The 16,294-nt window shown below is 66.9% G+C and carries 18 protein-coding genes; 13 read left to right on the top strand and 5 right to left on the bottom strand.

Translation table 11 applies throughout. From position 1 onward, the window contains the following. Nucleotides 1–98 precede the first annotated feature (98 nt). The gene (locus AASM09_RS17270) at nt 99–836 is read right to left on the bottom strand and encodes a 16S rRNA (uracil(1498)-N(3))-methyltransferase (protein ID WP_049431786.1); all 738 of its coding nucleotides are present in this window, start codon (nt 834–836) and stop codon (nt 99–101) included. Next, on the bottom strand, nt 827–2,218 hold the full coding sequence (gene bioA / locus AASM09_RS17265; protein ID WP_049431781.1) for an adenosylmethionine--8-amino-7-oxononanoate transaminase: 1,392 nt from the start codon (nt 2,216–2,218) through the stop codon (nt 827–829). Before bioA ends, AASM09_RS17270 begins: the two co-directional genes overlap by 10 nt. Nucleotides 2,219–2,295: 77 nt before the next feature. Between bioA and nudE the strand changes: the two genes are divergently transcribed. The 10 genes from nudE to AASM09_RS17215 all read left to right on the top strand — a co-directional run bounded on the left by nudE (nt 2,296) and on the right by AASM09_RS17215 (nt 9,777). Next, complete coding sequence (nudE, locus tag AASM09_RS17260; protein WP_005418435.1) at nt 2,296–2,859, top strand: ADP compounds hydrolase NudE; 564 nt, start codon at nt 2,296–2,298, stop codon at nt 2,857–2,859. After that, nucleotides 2,856–3,659, top strand: a complete 804-nt coding sequence (cysQ, locus tag AASM09_RS17255; protein ID WP_049431778.1) for a 3'(2'),5'-bisphosphate nucleotidase CysQ — start codon at nt 2,856–2,858, stop codon at nt 3,657–3,659. Before nudE ends, cysQ begins: the two co-directional genes overlap by 4 nt. A gap of 13 nt (nt 3,660–3,672) precedes the next feature. Beyond that, nucleotides 3,673–4,512, top strand: coding sequence for a nucleoside triphosphate pyrophosphohydrolase (gene mazG / locus AASM09_RS17250; protein WP_049431772.1), 840 nt, complete (start codon nt 3,673–3,675; stop codon nt 4,510–4,512). Beyond that, nucleotides 4,509–4,838: a YnfA family protein gene (locus tag AASM09_RS17245; RefSeq protein WP_049431769.1), complete on the top strand. Its 330-nt coding sequence runs from the start codon at nt 4,509–4,511 to the stop codon at nt 4,836–4,838. The genes mazG and AASM09_RS17245 overlap by 4 nt, the downstream gene beginning before the upstream one ends. Before the next feature lie 137 nt (nt 4,839–4,975). Beyond that, a complete protein-coding gene (locus tag AASM09_RS17240; protein WP_049431766.1) occupies nt 4,976–5,278 on the top strand; it encodes a DUF962 domain-containing protein in 303 nt (100 codons plus the stop codon). 67 nt (nt 5,279–5,345) lie between these two features. Next, nucleotides 5,346–6,305 (top strand): SPFH domain-containing protein, encoded by a 960-nt coding sequence (locus AASM09_RS17235; protein ID WP_049431762.1) that lies wholly within the window; start codon nt 5,346–5,348, stop codon nt 6,303–6,305. Nucleotide 6,306: 1 nt separating this feature from the next. Next, nucleotides 6,307–6,750, top strand: a complete 444-nt coding sequence (locus AASM09_RS17230; protein ID WP_049431759.1) for an NfeD family protein — start codon at nt 6,307–6,309, stop codon at nt 6,748–6,750. Nucleotides 6,751–6,894: 144 nt separating this feature from the next. Continuing rightward, the gene (gene gcvT, locus AASM09_RS17225; protein ID WP_049431756.1) at nt 6,895–8,007 is read left to right on the top strand and encodes a glycine cleavage system aminomethyltransferase GcvT; all 1,113 of its coding nucleotides are present in this window, start codon (nt 6,895–6,897) and stop codon (nt 8,005–8,007) included. Nucleotides 8,008–8,100: 93 nt separating this feature from the next. Next, nucleotides 8,101–8,496: a glycine cleavage system protein GcvH gene (gene gcvH, locus AASM09_RS17220; RefSeq protein WP_005410701.1), complete on the top strand. Its 396-nt coding sequence runs from the start codon at nt 8,101–8,103 to the stop codon at nt 8,494–8,496. 774 nt (nt 8,497–9,270) lie between these two features. Next, on the top strand, nt 9,271–9,777 hold the full coding sequence (locus tag AASM09_RS17215) for a hypothetical protein (protein ID WP_010482724.1): 507 nt from the start codon (nt 9,271–9,273) through the stop codon (nt 9,775–9,777). A 120-nt stretch (nt 9,778–9,897) separates the two neighbouring features. Here the strand turns inward: AASM09_RS17215 and AASM09_RS17210 are convergent, their stop codons facing one another. Next, the gene (locus AASM09_RS17210; RefSeq protein ID WP_049431754.1) at nt 9,898–10,791 is read right to left on the bottom strand and encodes a LysR substrate-binding domain-containing protein; all 894 of its coding nucleotides are present in this window, start codon (nt 10,789–10,791) and stop codon (nt 9,898–9,900) included. A 114-nt stretch (nt 10,792–10,905) separates the two neighbouring features. Here AASM09_RS17210 and AASM09_RS17205 point away from each other — a divergent pair, with 114 nt between their 5' ends. Further along, nucleotides 10,906–11,664 (top strand): SDR family NAD(P)-dependent oxidoreductase, encoded by a 759-nt coding sequence (locus tag AASM09_RS17205; RefSeq protein WP_049431750.1) that lies wholly within the window; start codon nt 10,906–10,908, stop codon nt 11,662–11,664. 142 nt (nt 11,665–11,806) lie between these two features. On the opposite strand, the gene AASM09_RS17200 is transcribed toward AASM09_RS17205, so the two are convergent. Further along, entirely contained in the window at nt 11,807–13,207 is a 1,401-nt protein-coding gene (locus AASM09_RS17200; RefSeq protein WP_049431748.1) for a serine hydrolase domain-containing protein, read from the bottom strand. Nucleotides 13,208–13,493: 286 nt separating this feature from the next. Here AASM09_RS17200 and AASM09_RS17195 point away from each other — a divergent pair, with 286 nt between their 5' ends. Continuing rightward, nucleotides 13,494–14,822 carry an NTP/NDP exchange transporter gene (locus AASM09_RS17195; RefSeq protein WP_049431745.1) on the top strand — a complete coding sequence of 443 codons (1,329 nt, stop codon included), beginning with the start codon at nt 13,494–13,496 and terminating at the stop codon, nt 14,820–14,822. Between the two features lie 76 nt (nt 14,823–14,898). After that, nucleotides 14,899–15,249 (top strand): DUF1304 domain-containing protein, encoded by a 351-nt coding sequence (locus AASM09_RS17190; RefSeq protein ID WP_049431740.1) that lies wholly within the window; start codon nt 14,899–14,901, stop codon nt 15,247–15,249. A gap of 506 nt (nt 15,250–15,755) precedes the next feature. On the opposite strand, the gene AASM09_RS17185 is transcribed toward AASM09_RS17190, so the two are convergent. Continuing rightward, the gene (locus AASM09_RS17185) at nt 15,756–16,223 is read right to left on the bottom strand and encodes a hotdog fold domain-containing protein (RefSeq protein ID WP_049428124.1); all 468 of its coding nucleotides are present in this window, start codon (nt 16,221–16,223) and stop codon (nt 15,756–15,758) included. Between the last annotated feature and the right edge of the window lie 71 nt (nt 16,224–16,294).

Raw genomic sequence — 16,294 nt, 5'->3', positions numbered from 1 at the left:
TGCCTTGGACGCGCTGGTCGCGGTAGTGCCGGCCGCTGGCCGGCAACCGCATGATCCCGTGGATGCCGGCCAGCGGCCGGCACTACCACGAATCAGCCTTACCCCAGATCGCCCAACCGCGCCTGCAACGCCGCGATCGCGGCCAGGCCGGCCGTCTCCGTGCGCAGGATGCGCGGGCCGAGTTGCAGGCCCTGGAAGCCTGCTGCTGCCAGCTGATCACGGTCGCGCGGCGACCAGCCGCCTTCCGGGCCGATCGCGATCACGATGCCACCGGCCGGCGCAGCCTCCAGCGTCAACAGGCGATGCGCGCCCAGCGGATCCAGTGTCAGCCGCAACGTATCGGCGGGTAGTGCCGCCGCAGCCTGCGCCAGTGACAACGGCGAACCCACCTGCGGAATACGTGCGCGCCCGGACTGGCCGCAGGCCGAGGTCACCACGTTGTTCCAGTGCGCCACGCGCTTCTCCGCGCGCGCGGCATCCAGCTTCACCTCGGTGCGCTCGGCATTCACCGGAACGATGGCGCTCACGCCCAACTCGGTGGCCTTCTGCAGGATCAGGTCCATCTTCTCGCCTCGGGCAATGCCCTGCAGCAGAGTGATCGCCAGCGGCGATTCGTTGTCCACCGGCTGCACCGCATCGATGCGCACCTGCACCTCGCGCTTGCCGGCCGCGGTCAGCGTGGCGCTGTAGTCGTGGCCATCGCCGTTGAACAGCACGCAGGTATCACCCTCGCGCAGGCGCATCACCCGCACCAGGTGGTTGGCCGTCTCTTCCGGCAGGGTCAGGGTCTGGCCGCTGTGCAGCGCCAGGTCGATGGGGCAGCGGGTCACGCGCATGCAATCGCCTCGTCAATCGCCGCCAGCGTGGTATGTGCCAGCAGCTCCAGTTGTTCGTCATCCACGCAGTAGGGTGGCATCCAGTACAGCACGTCGCCCAACGGACGCAGCACCACGCCACGCTTCAGCGCGGCCTTGTAGGCGTGCAGGCCCAGTCGCAGCGCCGGGTCGAACGGGGTGCGCTTGTTGCCATCACGCGACAGCTCGAAGGCCACCACCATGCCGGCCTGGCGGACGTCGGCCACGTGCGGATGGTCGCTGAATGGCGCAGCCAGCGTGCCCATCACCGAGGCGATACCACGGTTGCGGGCGATGACATCGTCGTCGCGGAAGATGTCCAGCGTCGCCAGCGCGGCCGCACAGGCCAGCGGGTTGCCGGTGTAGCTGTGCGAATGCAGGAAGGCGCGCTCGCGCGAGTCATCAAGGAAGGCGTCGTACAGTGCCTGCGTGGCCAGTACCGCGGCCAGCGGCAGGAAGCCGCCGGTCAGGCCCTTGGACAGGCACATCAGGTCCGGCATCACGCCGGCCTGCTCGCAGGCGAACAGCGTGCCGGTGCGGCCGAAGCCGGTGGCGATCTCGTCGGCGATCATGAATGCGCCGTGCGCATCACACAGTTCGCGCACACGCTGCAGGTAGACCGGGTCATGCATGCGCATGCCGCCGGCGCACTGCAGGCGTGGCTCCAGGACCACCGCGCAGATCTCGCCGGGATGCTGGTCGAACAGGGTGGCCAGGCCATCGGCAGCCTGGCGTGCACGATCAGCGGCACTCTGGCCCGGCTCGGCCAGGTAGGCATCGGGCGAGGGCGCGAACAGGCCTTCGGCCAGCAGCGGTGCGTAGACGCGGCGGTACAACGGGATGTCCGCCATCGCCAGCGCGCCAAGGGTCTCGCCGTGGTAGCCGTTCTCCAGCGCGATGAAACGCGTGCGCCGGGGCTCGCCACGGTTCTGGAAATACTGGAACGCCATCTTCAGCGCGACTTCCACGCCGGCCGAACCGTTGTCGGCGTAGAACACCTTGGCCAGCGGTTCGCGGCCGGGCTGGCGTGGCGCCAGCGCCAGCAGGCGCTCGGCCAGGGTGATCGCCGGCTCGTGGCCGAAGCCCGCCAGCATCACCTGTTCCAGCTGCCCGGCCTGCGCCGCGATGGCGCCGCCGATGCGCGGCTCGGCATGGCCGAACAGATTGGTCCACCAGCTGCTGACGGCGTCCAGGTAGCGGTTGCCGTCGTGGTCGATCAGCCATGCGCCTTCACCACGGGCGATCGGCACCAGCGGCAGGGTGTGCGGGTGCTCACGCATCTGCGTGCACGGGTGCCACAGCACCTGCAGGTCGCGTTGCCGCCAGTGCTGGGCCAGCGGGGAGGGGGTTGGGTCTGCTAGCATTTCGGGCTCATGAACATGTTGCTGCCTGCACATTCTATCGGCCCCGGCGCTGGCGCCGGCCGCCGCGGAGATTCCGCATGAACGATGACCGTGCCGGCCGTCGCTTGCCGATCATCCATCGGATCACCGATGAGGAGAACGGCCCCTTCCAGCGCCAGCACCTGGACCTGGAGTTCTCCAACGGCGAACGTCGCCGCTTCGAGCGCCTGGTCAGCCGTGGCCACGGCGCGGTGGTGGTGGTGCCGATGCTGGATGACGAGACCGTGCTGCTGGTGCGTGAATACGCCGCCGGCATGCACCGCTACGAACTGGGCCTGGTCAAGGGCCGGATCGACGCCGGCGAAACCCCCGAGCAGGCCGCCGATCGCGAGCTGAAGGAAGAAGCTGGTTACGGTGCGCGCCGGGTCGACGTGCTGCGCGCAATGACCCTGGCCCCGACCTATATGAGCCATCAGTCGTGGCTGGTGGTGGCACGTGACCTGTATCCGGAAAAGCTGGCCGGTGACGAGCCGGAAGAACTGGAAGTGGTGCCGTGGAAGCTGGCCGAACTGGACCAGCTGATGCTGCGCGAGGACTTCTCCGAGGGACGCTCGCTGGCGGCGCTGTTCATCGCGCGCCAGTGGCTGCAGGGAACGCGATGATCAAACTGACCACGGACCTGCGCGAGACCGCCATCGCCATCGCCCAGGAAGCCGGACAAGCCATCATGCAGGTGTATGCCGATGGCTTCGAGGTGCAGATCAAGGATGACAACAGCCCGGTTACCGCCGCCGACCTGGCCGCCAACCTCGTGATCGAGCAGGGCCTGCAGCAGCTGACTCCGGACCTGCCGATCCTGTCCGAGGAATCGGCGCAGGTGGGGTGGGAGCAGCGGCGCCACTGGGGCGCGTACTGGCTGGTCGATCCGCTCGACGGCACCCGCGAGTTCGTCAAGCGCAATGGCGAGTTCAGCGTCAACATCGCCCTGATCTACCAGGGCGCACCTGCCTTCGGCGTGGTGCTGGCCCCGGTCACCGGCATCGTCTGGCATGCCATGCGTGGCGAGCTGGCCTATCGCCGGCAGGGCCTGCACGACACCGTGCTGCGCACCCGCACGCCGGCCACCGCACCGCTGCGCGTCGCCGCCAGCCGCTCGCACCGCTCACCGGAAACCGAAGCGCTGCTGGCGCGCATGGGCCGCATCGAGACAGTCGCCCAGGGCTCGTCGCTGAAATTCTGCCGGATCGCCGAAGGCGGCCTGGATGTCTACCCGCGGCTGGGCCCGACCTCCGAATGGGATACCGCTGCCGGCCAGTGCGTGTTGCATGCCGCGGGCGGCGCGGTGCTGTCGGCCGCGACCGGCAAGCCTTTCCGTTACAACCGCCGCGAAACCCTGTTGAACGGCGATTTCATTGCCCTTGGTGATACCAGCCTGCCGTGGCGCGACTGGTTGTCCGACTGACCCTGGAGGCCGCATGAGCGCGCACGACACCCCCACCACCGGCAGCGCCGCCTCCGAGGAGCTGGAGCGCCTGCTTGCGATCATGGCGCGCCTGCGCGACCCGCAGGGCGGCTGCCCGTGGGATCTGGAGCAGAACTTCGCAACCATCGCGCCATACACCATCGAGGAAGCCTACGAGGTGGCCGATGCGATCGACCGCGGCGACCTCGACGACCTGTGTGACGAACTGGGCGACCTGTTGCTGCAGGTGGTGTTCCATGCGCGCATGGCCGAAGAGCAGGGCAGCTTCGCCTTCGCAGACGTGGCCCGCGCGATCAGCGACAAGATGCAGCGCCGCCACCCGCACGTGTTCGCCGAGGTCAGCGTCGATGATGCCGACGGGGTGATGCGCAACTGGGAGGCGATCAAGCGCGCCGAGCGCGCCGCCAAGGGCGAGCAGGACACCTCCGCACTGGCCGGCATCTCGCGCGGCCTGCCGGAATGGCAGCGGGCAGTGAAGCTGCAGTCGCGCGCGGCCAAGGTCGGCTTTGACTGGCCGGGCCCGCTCCCGGTGCTGGACAAGGCGGCCGAGGAACTGCAGGAGCTGCGCGAGGAGTTCGAGCGCGGCGACATCGCCGGCAACAAGGCGCGCCTGCAGGAGGAGCTGGGTGACCTGCTGTTCGTCTGCGCCAACCTGGCCCGCCATGCCGACATCGACCTGGGCGCGGCGCTGCGCGGGGCCAACCACAAGTTCGAGCGTCGCTTCCGTGCGATGGAAGCGCAGGCCGACGCGCAGGGGGAAGCGTTGGCAGCGATGGACCTGGATGCGCAGGAAGCGCTGTGGCAGCACGCCAAGGCAGCAGAGAAAGCGTGAAGACACTCGGCCTGTTCCTGCTGACCGCGCTGGCCGAGATCGTCGGCTGCTACCTGCCGTGGCTGTGGCTGCGCAAGGGCGGCAGCATCTGGCTGCTGCTGCCGGCGGCCGCCAGCCTGGCGCTGTTCGCCTGGCTGCTGACCCTGCACCCGACCGCCAGCGGCCGGGTCTATGCGGCCTACGGTGGCGTCTACATCGGCACCGCGCTGTTCTGGCTGTGGCTGGTCGATGGCATCCGCCCCAGTCGCTGGGACATACTGGGTGCGGCGCTGTGCCTGGCCGGCATGGCAGTGATCATGTTCGGGCCGCGCGCCTCATCAGTGTAGAGCCGAGCCATGCTCGGCTGCTCTTCCTTCCGGCCGCGCGGGCGCGCGCAAGCCGAGCATGGCTCGGCTCTGCAAGGGCAGCGCTCCCTTCCCGGAAGGTGCATGATGGGGGCGCCCCTGGTCCCCGGAGCACGCGCATGTCCCGCTTCGCCAGCTTCCGCGAGTTCTATCCGTTCTACCTCAGCGAGCACCGCCACCCGGTGTCGCGCCGCCTGCACTTCATCGGCAGCTGCGGGGTGCTGCTGCTGGTTGCGGCGGCGATCCTGCGCGGGCAAGCCATCCTCGTGCTTGCCGCCCTGTTCTGCGGTTACGGCTTCGCCTGGGTCGGTCATTTCTTTTTCGAGAAGAACCGTCCGGCAACATTCCAGCATCCGCTGTACTCGTTCATGGGCGACTGGGTGATGTTCGCCGACATCCTGCGCCGGCGCGTACCCTGGTAGCGGCCGCCCTGGGGGCCGCCCTCACGCGCTATGCTGGGGCCTGGACGTCATCGATAAGGAAAGCGCGATGTTCCCGACCATGTTCTTTACCGTGGTACTGGCCTTTGTGGCCGTGGTGATCCTGTTCAAGGCGGTGCGGATGGTGCCGCAGGGATACGAATGGACCGTCGAGCGCTTCGGGCGCTACACGCACACCATGACCCCCGGCCTGCACTTCCTGATCCCGATCGTGTACGGGGTCGGGCGCAAGGTGAACATGATGGAGCAGGTGCTGGACGTGCCCAGCCAGGAAGTGATCACCAAGGACAACGCTGCCGTACGCGTGGACGGCGTGGTGTTCTTCCAGGTGCTGGACGCGGCCAAGGCGGCCTATGAGGTAGCCAATCTGGAAGTGGCGATGATCGCCCTGGTGCAGACCAACATCCGTACCGTGATCGGTTCGATGGACCTGGATGAATCGCTCAGCCAGCGCGAAGTGATCAACGCCCAGCTGCTGAGCGTGGTCGACCATGCCACCAACCCGTGGGGCGTGAAGGTCAACCGCATCGAGATCCGTGACATCCAGCCGCCGCGCGACCTGCTGGATGCAATGGCGCGGCAGATGAAGGCCGAGCGCGAGAAGCGCGCGCAGATCCTTGAAGCCGAGGGTTCGCGACAGTCGGAGATCCTGCGCGCCGATGGCGAGAAGCAGGCCACGGTGCTGGAAGCCGAAGGCCGCCGCGAGGCGGCGTTCCGCGATGCCGAGGCCCGCGAACGCCTGGCCGAGGCCGAAGCCAAGGCAACCCAGATGGTGTCGGCGGCGATCGCCGAAGGCGACGTGCAGGCGATCAACTACTTCGTTGCGCAGAAGTACGTGGAAGCGTTCAAGGAGCTGGCCAGTTCGCCAAACCAGAAGCTGGTGCTGATGCCGATGGAGGCCAGCGGTGTGATCGGCTCGATCGCTGGCGTGGCCGAACTGGCCAAGCAGGCACTGGGCGACCAGAACAACAAGGCCGCAGGCAAGCGGCCGCCGCCGATCGGAGGCTGACATGCGCTGGGAGGTCGTGGGCTGGGGCGCGCTGGCACTGCTGCTGTTTGCCGCAGAGGCACTGGCGCCGGGCGCGTTCATGCTGTGGATCGGCATCGGCGCGGCCGCCGTGTTCGTGCTGGTGGCCGTGTTCAGCGGCATTCCATTGCTGTGGCAGGTCGTTGCCTTCGTCGTGCTGAGCGTGGTCTCGATCCAGTGCTACCGGCGCTGGGGCAAGGCAAGGGCGCGACCCAGCGATGCACCGTTGCTCAACCGCCGCGCCGAGCAGCTGGTCGGACGGGTGGTGCCATTGCAGCAGGGCATCGTCGGCGGGCAGGGCCGGGTCAGCATCGATGATGCGTACTGGCAGGTAAGCGGCCCGGAACTGCAGGCCGGCAGCCTGGTGCGGGTGGTGGCGGTACGGGGCAGCACGCTGGTGGTCGAGGTGGCAGACCGCCCCGTGTAGAGCCGAGCCCATGCTCGGCTGCTCTTCGTGTGGGAGCCGAGCGTAGGCTCGGCTCTACAGCTCCGCCGCTGCGCTGCGGCGCGCCTGCGGGCGACCGATCTGGGATAATGGGGATTCTTGTTTCCTCTGCTGCCGGACCCGGTCATGACCCAGAAGACGCTGCTCAACGATACCCACCGCGCCCTTGGCGCCAAGATGGTCGATTTCGGGGGTTGGGACATGCCCATCCACTACGGCTCGCAGCTGGACGAGCACCACCTGGTGCGTCGCGAGTCGGGTGTGTTCGACGTCAGCCACATGACCGTGGTCGACCTGCGCGGTGACCAGGTCAAGCCGTTCCTGCGCCGCCTGCTGGCCAACTCGGTCGACAAGCTGAAGGTGCCGGGCAAGGCGCTGTACTCCTGCATGCTGAATCCGCGCGGCGGCGTCATCGACGACCTGATCGTCTACTACCTGGGCGAAGATTTCTTCCGCATGGTGGTCAACGCCTCCACCCGCGAAAAGGACCTGGCCTGGCTGCGCGAGCAGGCCGCGCCGTTCGGCGTCAGCGTCGAGCAGCGGCCGGACCTGGCCATCCTGGCCGTGCAGGGCCCACAGGCGCGCGGGATCGTGATCGGCCTGGCCCGCGAATCCGAGCGCGAGGCGCTGACCAAGCTGGGCCGCTTCGCCGCCCTCCAGGTGCAGTCCGACGACGGCGTCGAGCTGTTCGTCGCCCGCACTGGTTACACCGGCGAAGACGGCTTCGAAATCCTGCTGCCGCAGGATGCCGTGGTCGCGTTCTGGAACCGCCTGCTGGCGGCGGGCGTGAAGCCGGCCGGCCTCGGCGCGCGCGACACGCTGCGCCTGGAAGCCGGCATGAACCTGTACGGCCAGGACATGGACGAAGAGATCACCCCGTACGAAGCGGCGCTGGCCTGGACGGTGTCGCTGGACGAAGGCCGCGACTTCATCGGCCGCGACGTGCTGGAAGCGCAGAAGGCTGCCGGCACCGCACGCCAGATGATCGGCCTGGTGATGGACGAGAAGGGCGTGCTGCGCCACGGCCAGGCGGTGACCACCGCGGGTGGCCAGGGCGAGATCCTGTCCGGCACCTTCTCGCCGACCCTGGCCAAGGGCATCGCCTTCGCCCGTGTACCGGCCGGTGAACTCGGCGAAGTCACCGTCGACATCCGCGGCCGGCAGGTGCCGGTGCGCGTGGTCAAGTTCCCGTTCGTGCGCGAAGGCCAGGCCCAGCCCGGCGTGCTCGCCGACGCCTGATCCGAACATGCCGGTCGTCACTGACAGCAGTGGCGGCCGGTTGGTTACACTAGCCCCGTTTTTTCCACCCCTGCATATCTCTGGAGCAGTCCCATGAGCGAGATCCCCGGCGACCTCAAGTTCCTCAAGTCCCATGAGTGGGCCCGTGTCGAAGGCAATGGCCGCGTCACCGTCGGTATTTCCGACCACGCCCAGGGCCTGCTGGGTGACCTGGTCTACGTCGAACTGCCGGAAGTCGGCGCCGACGCCAAGGCCGGCGAACAGATCGCCGTCGTCGAGTCGGTGAAGGCCGCCTCGGACGTCTACAGCCCGATCAGCGGCAAGGTCGTCGAGGTCAACTCGGCCCTGTCCGACAAGCCGGAAACCATCAACGAAGATGCCTACGGCGAAGGCTGGATGTTCGTGGTCGAACTGACCAACGCTGAAGAGGTCAACGAGCTGCTGGACCCGGACGCGTACGCCGAAGCCCTGGAGAACGACGACCACTGAGTCGTCGTTTCCGGGTTCTGCAACGGCCACCTTCGGGTGGCCGTTTTTGTTTTGGCGAGTACGTCGGCTCATGACGCAGGGTTTGCTGCGCGCCCTCGACGCGGCATCAGCAGACCCGCGAACGGTACCGAGGGGCGTGCGCAGTTTTGCGCAAATCCGCGTTTCCACCCCGCGCCGACGCGTCCGGATGTGAAAACTTTTCGCCCCCCGTTGCGGTGCCGTTGTGCTGGCGTTGGTGGGGGCGGCGACCGCTGCTGGCGATGCGTGCATGCAGTGGCCGCCAACATGCATGCATCTGCGCGGAGTGCTTATTTCAAGTGCTTTTTGTTCAACGCTTGCGTCGTTGTCGTTGCAGGTAACGTGCGTGCGTGGCGCTTTGGTGGTCGTCGAAGGCGGAGCGTGGCGACCGTGCAGGCAACACCGTGGATGGCGCGGATGTGAAAATTTTTCGCGGGGGTTGTTGACAGTAAAAAAAACCGTGATTAGGTTTCGCCTCAGCAGACCTTGCCTGCCCAACCGAGTGCGCAGAATCAATCGTCCGATGCGAAGCAGCCCCTTCAAGACCACCGCGACCCTGATGACGGTGGACATGGCCCCGCTTCCCCCGGAGAAATGCAAGGCACTTCCCGTTCCGATGCCCGCTCCGCCGATCGAGGCGGGCATTGCCGTATCCGTAACGGCGCGCCTGACGCGCCGGCGGTCCCCGCACGCAGCATCCGCGGGTTTGATCCACCTGGGCGTTTCAACTCCCTATCACTGACGAGGAGCCATCCCATGGCAACCAAGAAAGCTGCGAAGAAGAAGCCCGCCGCCAAGAAAGCGGTGAAGAAGGTCGCGAAGAAGGCCGCTGCCAAGAAGGCAGTGAAGAAGGTCGCGAAGAAGGCGACCGCCAAGAAGGCAGTGAAGAAGGCTGCGAAGAAGGTCGCCAAGAAGGCCACTGCGAAGAAGGCAGTGAAGAAGGCGGCAAAGAAGGTAGCCAAGAAGTCCACTGCCAAGAAGGCTGTCAAGAAGACCGCGAAGAAGGCCGTCAAGAAGGCCACCAAGAAGACTGCCAAGAAGGCAACGGCCCGCAAGCCTGCCAAGAAGGTCGCCAAGAAGGCGACTGCCAAGAAGGCCGTCAAGAAGACTGCCAAGAAGGCAGTAAAGAAGACCGCGAAGAAGGCCACCAAGAAGGCTGCCCCGAAGAAGGCAGCGAAGAAGGTTGCCAAGCGCAAGCCGGCCGCCCGCAAGAAGAAGGCCGCTCCGGTCGCTCTGCCGGCAACCCCGGCGCCGCTGATCTAAGTACTTCCCGATAGCCGCATCCTGAAACCCCCTTCCCTGGCTGCCCAGCGGGGAGGGGGTTTTTTTATGGGGCCATTTGCCGCGTCGAGCCATGCTCGACTGCCTTTCCGATAGTTGACGCTAGCGGTGCGGCGCCGGTGGAAAGCGCTCCACCAGGAAATCGATGAAGCTGCGCAGGCGGGTCGAGTGGTAGCGGTCGTGGGCATAGACCACGTGCATCGGCCGGCCGGTCCGGCCATGCTCCGGGAACAGCTGCACCAGGCGCCCGGCTTCGACGTCGGCAGCCAGCAGCAGTGCCGATTGCAGCACGATGCCCAGCCCATGCAGCGCCGCCGTACGCAGCGCTTCGCCGTTGTTGATCTGCAGGCGACCTGTGGGCACATGGTCGAGCCCGCCAGCATCGGCCTGCAGCCACTGCGCCAGTGCGCTGGGTTCGAAGGACAGGCATTGGTGCCGGGAAAGTGCCTGCAGGTCGGAAGGCGTACCATGCCGGGCGAGGTATCCGGGCGAGGCGCACATCATCAATCGATAGGGTGTCAGCGCACGGGCGACCAGCGCGCTGCTGTCAGCCAGCGTACCGATACGCAGGGCGGCTTCGAAACCTTCTTCGGCGAGATTGACGACGCGGTCGGTCAGCACCGCGTCGACACGCACCTCGGGGTAGTGCGCCATGTAATCGGCCAACGCCGGCAGCAGTGCATGCGTGCCGAAGATCACCGGCGCGCTGACGCGCAGCGTGCCTGCCGGTGCCAGGTGCTGGTGCTGGGCCTGCGCATCGGTTTCCTCCACCAGCCGCAGGATCTCCCGGCAGCGGGCGTAGTAGTCCTCGCCGAACGGCGTCATGTGCTGGCGCCGGGTGGTACGACTGAGCAACTGCATGCCGAGCCGTGCCTCCAACGCACGCAGGTGCTTGCCGGCCATCGTCGCGGAGATGTCCAGTGCTGCCGCCGCAGCGCTGAGGCTGCCCTTGTCCACGATCAGCACGTAGACCTGCATGCTTTCCAGCAGGTTCATCTGACACTCCGGGTGTTGAATGCTGAAACCTGTGCGGAGTTTATCAATCAGGGGGGATCAAACAGCATGCACCGCACGGGCCGGATCCACCGGCCGCGCTGACAGGAGAACACCATGGATTTGAACCTTGAGGGACGCACCGCGCTGGTCACCGGGGCGGGCAGTGGCATCGGTGCCGCTGTCGCCAGGCAACTGGCCGCGCAGGGCGTGCGTGTCGCCATCTCGTCACGGCGTCAGGCACCGCTGCAGGCGCTGGCGGCGGAAATCGAAGCGGCGGGCGCACTCGCGCCGATCATCCTGCTGGGCGATGTCACCGACGCCGGGGACGTGCGCCGCATCGCCGACGCCGCGCTGGCAGCGTTGCAGCGGGTGGACATCCTGGTCAACGCAGCTGGCGGCTCGCGGCCAACGACCGTCGATGCCGCCGACGCGATCTGGGAGGAGGCATTGGCGCTGAACTTCTCTGCCGCACGACGGTTGAGCCAGGCACTGCTGCCGGCAATGCAGGCGCAGGGCTGGGGGCGGGTGATCAACTTCAGCGGTTCGATGGAACCGCGCACGGTGAACGCGGCCACGGCGGCGAAGGCGGCGCTTCATCTGTGGAGCAAGGGCCTGTCGTCCGAAGTGGCCGGGCAGGGCATCACGGTGAATGCAATCGCACCGGGGCGGATCAACAGCCCGCAGATTCTTGATCGCCTGCATCCCACCGAGGAAAGCCGGCGCGAGTTCATTGCACGCAACATTCCGATCGGGCGCTTCGGCGATCCGGACGAAGTGGCGCCGCTGGTGGCCTTCCTGGCTTCGCCGCTGGCCGGCTACATCACCGGCGCGGTGATTCCAGTGGACGGCGGCATGCACTACTTCGCGCACTAGCGCTGCGGAGCTGTAGAGCCGAGCCGATGCTCGGCTGCCTTGCGCCAGAATTCCGCTCAGCCGAGCACGGCTCGGCTCTACGAAACAACAAAAAAGGGCGACCCGGAGGCCGCCCCTTCCGTTCACGGTCGCGCCCGCCAGATCAGCGTGGCGACGCCACCGCGCGGTTGCTCGAGGCACCCTTGCCCTTGCGCTTGTCCTGCTGCGCCGGGCTTGCGCCTTCGGCCATCAGGTTGTCGCTGCCGAAGTCGGTGTCCACATCCAGCCAGCGCTGTGCCGGCAGGCCGAGCGCGGAATCGAGCACGGTCGGCAGCAGGCCGCTGGGCAGGCCGCTTTCGCCATTCCACATGATGGCGATGCCGAGATCGCGTTCCGGCACCAATGCCACCAGGCCGCGGTAGCCCTGCACGGCGCCGGCATGGAACACCACGTCGTGGCCGGCATAGTCGAAGGTGCGCCAGCCCAGTGCGTAGCCGGCCGAATGCAGGCGCTCGCGGCGCCAGCCCGAACGCATCTCACCGGGGGTGTTGATCAGGCTGGAGTGCAGGGTGGCCAGCAGCGGCGCCGGCAGCACGTCAGGGCGGTGCCCGGTGTGGGCGAGCAGCCACTGCGCCATGTCGCTGGCGCTGGCATTGACGCCAGCCGCCGGGGCGACGCGGTAGTAGGTCGGCTTCGGCGTCAGCGACACCCAGCCGTTGCGACTGCGCACGTGCGGACGCGCCCAGCGCGAGCTGGCCTGGATGCCGGCCAGGCCGAGGCTGGCATCGTTCATGCCCAGCGGCTTGAAGATGCGGCGCTCGACCGACTGCTCGTAGAAGCTGCCGGAAGCGGCGTAGACAACGTCGCCGATCAGGCTGAACGCCACGTTCTGGTAGGCATAGCAGTCGCCCGGCAGGCACTTCAGGCTGGTGTTGGCCAGTTTCTGGGTCAGCGCGTAGTACTCGGCGTTGCCTTCGATGTCGCGGTCGTAGGCGTTGTACGGCAGGCCCACGCGATGGCTGAGCACGTCGGCCACGGTCAGGCGATCGGTCGCTTCCGGCGAGTTCAGGCGGAAGCCCGGCACGTAGTCGGTGACCTTGCTGTCCCAGCGCAGCGTGCCGTCGTTGACCAGCAGGCCGGCCATGGTGCCGGCGAAGGCCTTGGACAGCGAGGCCAGGCGGAACACGGTGTGCGCATCGACCGGCAGCGGATTGTTGACGTCGGTAACGCCATAGCCGCGCGCGCTGAGGATACGGCCGCCCTGCACGATCGCCACGGCCATGCCCGGCACGCGTTCGCCATAGGTGAGCTGCTGCGCCATCGATTCGATGTTGGCGACGTTGAAGCCGGGCGCCGGGGCCTGCACGCGCGGCACCAGGCCGGTGCGGTAGGCCGCCGGCTGGGTGTGGGCGACAGTGGGACCCGCAGCGGATTCGATGTTGGTCGGCATCGGCGGCAATGCCGGCGGTGTCTGCGCGGTGGTGGACAAGGCAACAGGCATCAGCATGCCCAGCAAACCGGTGGCCGCCGAACGGATCGGACGACGCAGGCTGTTCTTTTTCATCGTTGTGACCCGTGCGCGACTGCTGATGGCGATTCTAGCGCCGCTTTTCCCTTGTGCACAAACAAAGCGAAGATGAATGCGCATCTCGTTGAAAAAGTTGGAATTTTGACGCCTCCGAAGCGTGTATCGGAACGTGTCATCCGGGCCCGGCCATGACAGTGCGTTGCAGCCTTCAAACGGCCACCTGCTGGCGATGTTGCAGTGCATTGGATAACGTACGCGCTTCACCGCCCCCGGAGCCTGCCATGCCGCTGTCCAACCGCCGTCTTCAGGCGAGGGACACCGCGTGAGTGCGGTACGGGGGAAAGGGCCGCTGCAGGGGCTGGCGGCGGCGCTGCGCGAGTCGCCGGCGCTGTGGTGGTCGTTCCTGTACTTCTTCTGCCTGCTCAGCGGCTACTACGTGCTGCGCCCGGTGCGCGAGGCGATGGCCGCGTCGGCCGACCTGGAGACGGTGTTCCCACCGCTGCTGATCGCCTGGTTCGGAAGCCATGGCATCGCGCTGAAGGACTTCGTGTTGCAGTTCCTGTTCACCTGCGTGTTCGTGATCATGCTGGTGCTGCAGCCGGTCTATGGCTGGCTGGTCAGCCGCTTTCCGAGGCGGGTGTTCCTGCCGGCGGTGTACGGCTTCTTCATTGTCACCCTGCTCGGGTTCTACGTGATGTTCGACAGCGGCGTGCCGGGCCGCGGCATGGCCTTCTTCTTCTGGATCACCGTCTTCAACCTGTTCGCGGTGGCGGTGTTCTGGAGCTTCATGGCCGACGTGTTCTCCAATGTGCAGGCACGGGCCTACTACGGCTACATCGGCGCGGCGGGCACCATCGGTGCCTTCCTCGGCCCGATCATCACCAGTGCGCTGGTACAGCGCGTGGGCATCGCCAACCTGATGCTGGTGTCGGCCGGTTTCCTTGCCATCTGCCTGTTGAGCATCTGGAGGCTGCGGCACTGGGCGGTGCTTCGCGAGCAGGAGCAGCAGTTGGTATCGGGCGAAAAGCCGATGGGCGGCAGTGTGCTGGATGGTCTCAAGCTGATTGTTCGCGAACCTCTGCTGCGCTGGCTGGCGATCATGGTGGTGTTCGGCGTGGGCGTGGGAACGCTGCTCTACAACCAGCAGGCTGCCATCGTGCGTGCGGCGTTCACCGACCCCGCAGCGAGCACCGCGTTCTTCTCGCGCATCGACCTGGCAGTGAATGCGCTGGCGCTGTTGATGCAGCTGGGCCTGACCCGCTGGCTGTTGTCCCGCCACGGGATCGCACCGGCGCTGCTGATTCCCGGCTTCGCGATCCTGATCGGCTTCTCGGTGCTGGCCGCTTCGCCCATGCCCCTGCTGGTGGCGGTGGTGCAGGTGATGACCCGCGCAAGCGAGTTCGCACTGGCCAAGCCGGCCCGCGAAACCATCTACACCCGCGTGGACCGGCAGTGGCGTTACAAGGCCGGCGCAGCCATCGACACCGTGGTCTACCGCGGTGCGGACCTGAGCTTTGCCTGGGTGCACAAGGGCCTGTCCCTGTTCGGCTCGCATGTGGTGTTCATCGGCGGCATGCTGGTGGCCGCGTGCATGACCGCCGCCGCGTTCGGCGTGCTGCGCGAAGAAAAGAAACTGCCGCGCGACCGCTGATGTTCCGGGGTCAGATCCCTTTCCCTCAGGGAAAGGGATCTGACCCCATTCCCCATCCCTGTCCAAGGAACCGCCCATGTACTGGATCGCACTCGCCCTGACGCTGCTGGTCGCCCTGCTGCACGTCTACTTCCTGGTGCTGGAGATGTTCCTGTGGACCCGTCCGCTGGGCCTGAAGACGTTCCGCAACACGCCGCAGAAGGCAGAGACCACGCGCGTGCTGGCGGCCAATCAGGGCTTGTACAACGGCTTCCTGGCGGCGGGCATCGTGGTGGGGCTGGTGATCGACCAGCCGGCGCTGGTGACGTTCTCGCTGGCGTGCGTGGTGGTGGCGGGGTGTTATGGCGCGTACAGCGTGAGCCGGCGCATTTTCATGATCCAGGCGGTGCCGGCGATCCTGGCGCTGGTTCTTCGCGCGGTGGCGTAGTTTCCAGCCAACGGCGCAGCCCCTCGTGGGTGGGCCGCGGAATGCGGGTCGTGGGTTTGGCCGGGCGGATGGGCTGGGCAGGGGACGCCGTAAACCCATCCTTGGGGGCTTGGCCGCGGCATCCATGCCGCGGACACCCCTGCCCAGCCCATCCGCCCGGCCCCTGACAGGTTCCGTGTGCGGCCAGCCCACGGAGAAGAAGAGAAGATCAAGAGCAACAGCGGGTCGCTGCGCTCGTGGGTTCTGCGCGCACGAAAAAAGCGGCCGGCGGACCGCTTCTGCTTTTGCTCTTGCTCTTCTTTTTTCTCTTGCGTGGGTGGACGCCACAGAGATCTGTCAGAGGTCGGAGGGGTGGGGCCGGGCGGGGTATCCGCGCCATGGATGGCGCGGCTAAGCCTACACGGACGTACTTGCGGCGTCCCCGCCCGGCCTCACCCCTCCGGCCCAGCCGATAAACCGCATTTGGCGACCCATCCACGAGGGGCTGCGCCGTTCGCGGGAACACACTACTTCGCCGGCGACATCCACATGTCGATGACCGCGCTGAACACCTCCGTTCCCGCGCGGTCGCGCACGCTCACCGTCACCGGCAACGCATAGCCCTGTGCCGCCGCCATGATCGGCTGCGCCGGTAGCGCCACCGCCTGCAGCGTGCCGCGCGCCTTGGCCAGGTACTGCACCTGCATGCCCTTCGGAATCCAGCGCATGCCCTTCGGCAGTGATGCATCCACCATCAACCCAGCGGTCAGTTCGGCCAGGTTGCACATCGCGATCGCATGCACCGTGCCGATGTGGTTGCGTACCCTGCGGCGGTCGGTCAGCGTGCCCTCGCAGCGGCCGTGTTCCAGGCGGGTGATGCGCGGTGCGATGCTGGCGAAGTAGGGCGCCTTGAAGCACACCGCGCGTGAGAACAGCCAGGTGCCGGCAGGCCAGCGTTGCAGCCGGTGGTAGAGCGAGAGCAGGGGCGTGGACATGGTCTGTATTCCGGTCGTCGGATAGAACGACGGCGGGCCAAGGCCCGCCGTCGAAGGCAACGCGTGTCGCG

It is taken from the genome of Stenotrophomonas maltophilia, from assembly GCF_039555535.1.
In the GTDB taxonomy this organism is placed as follows: domain Bacteria; phylum Pseudomonadota; class Gammaproteobacteria; order Xanthomonadales; family Xanthomonadaceae; genus Stenotrophomonas; species Stenotrophomonas maltophilia_Q.
This window is presented reverse-complemented; position numbering and strand designations above follow the sequence as displayed.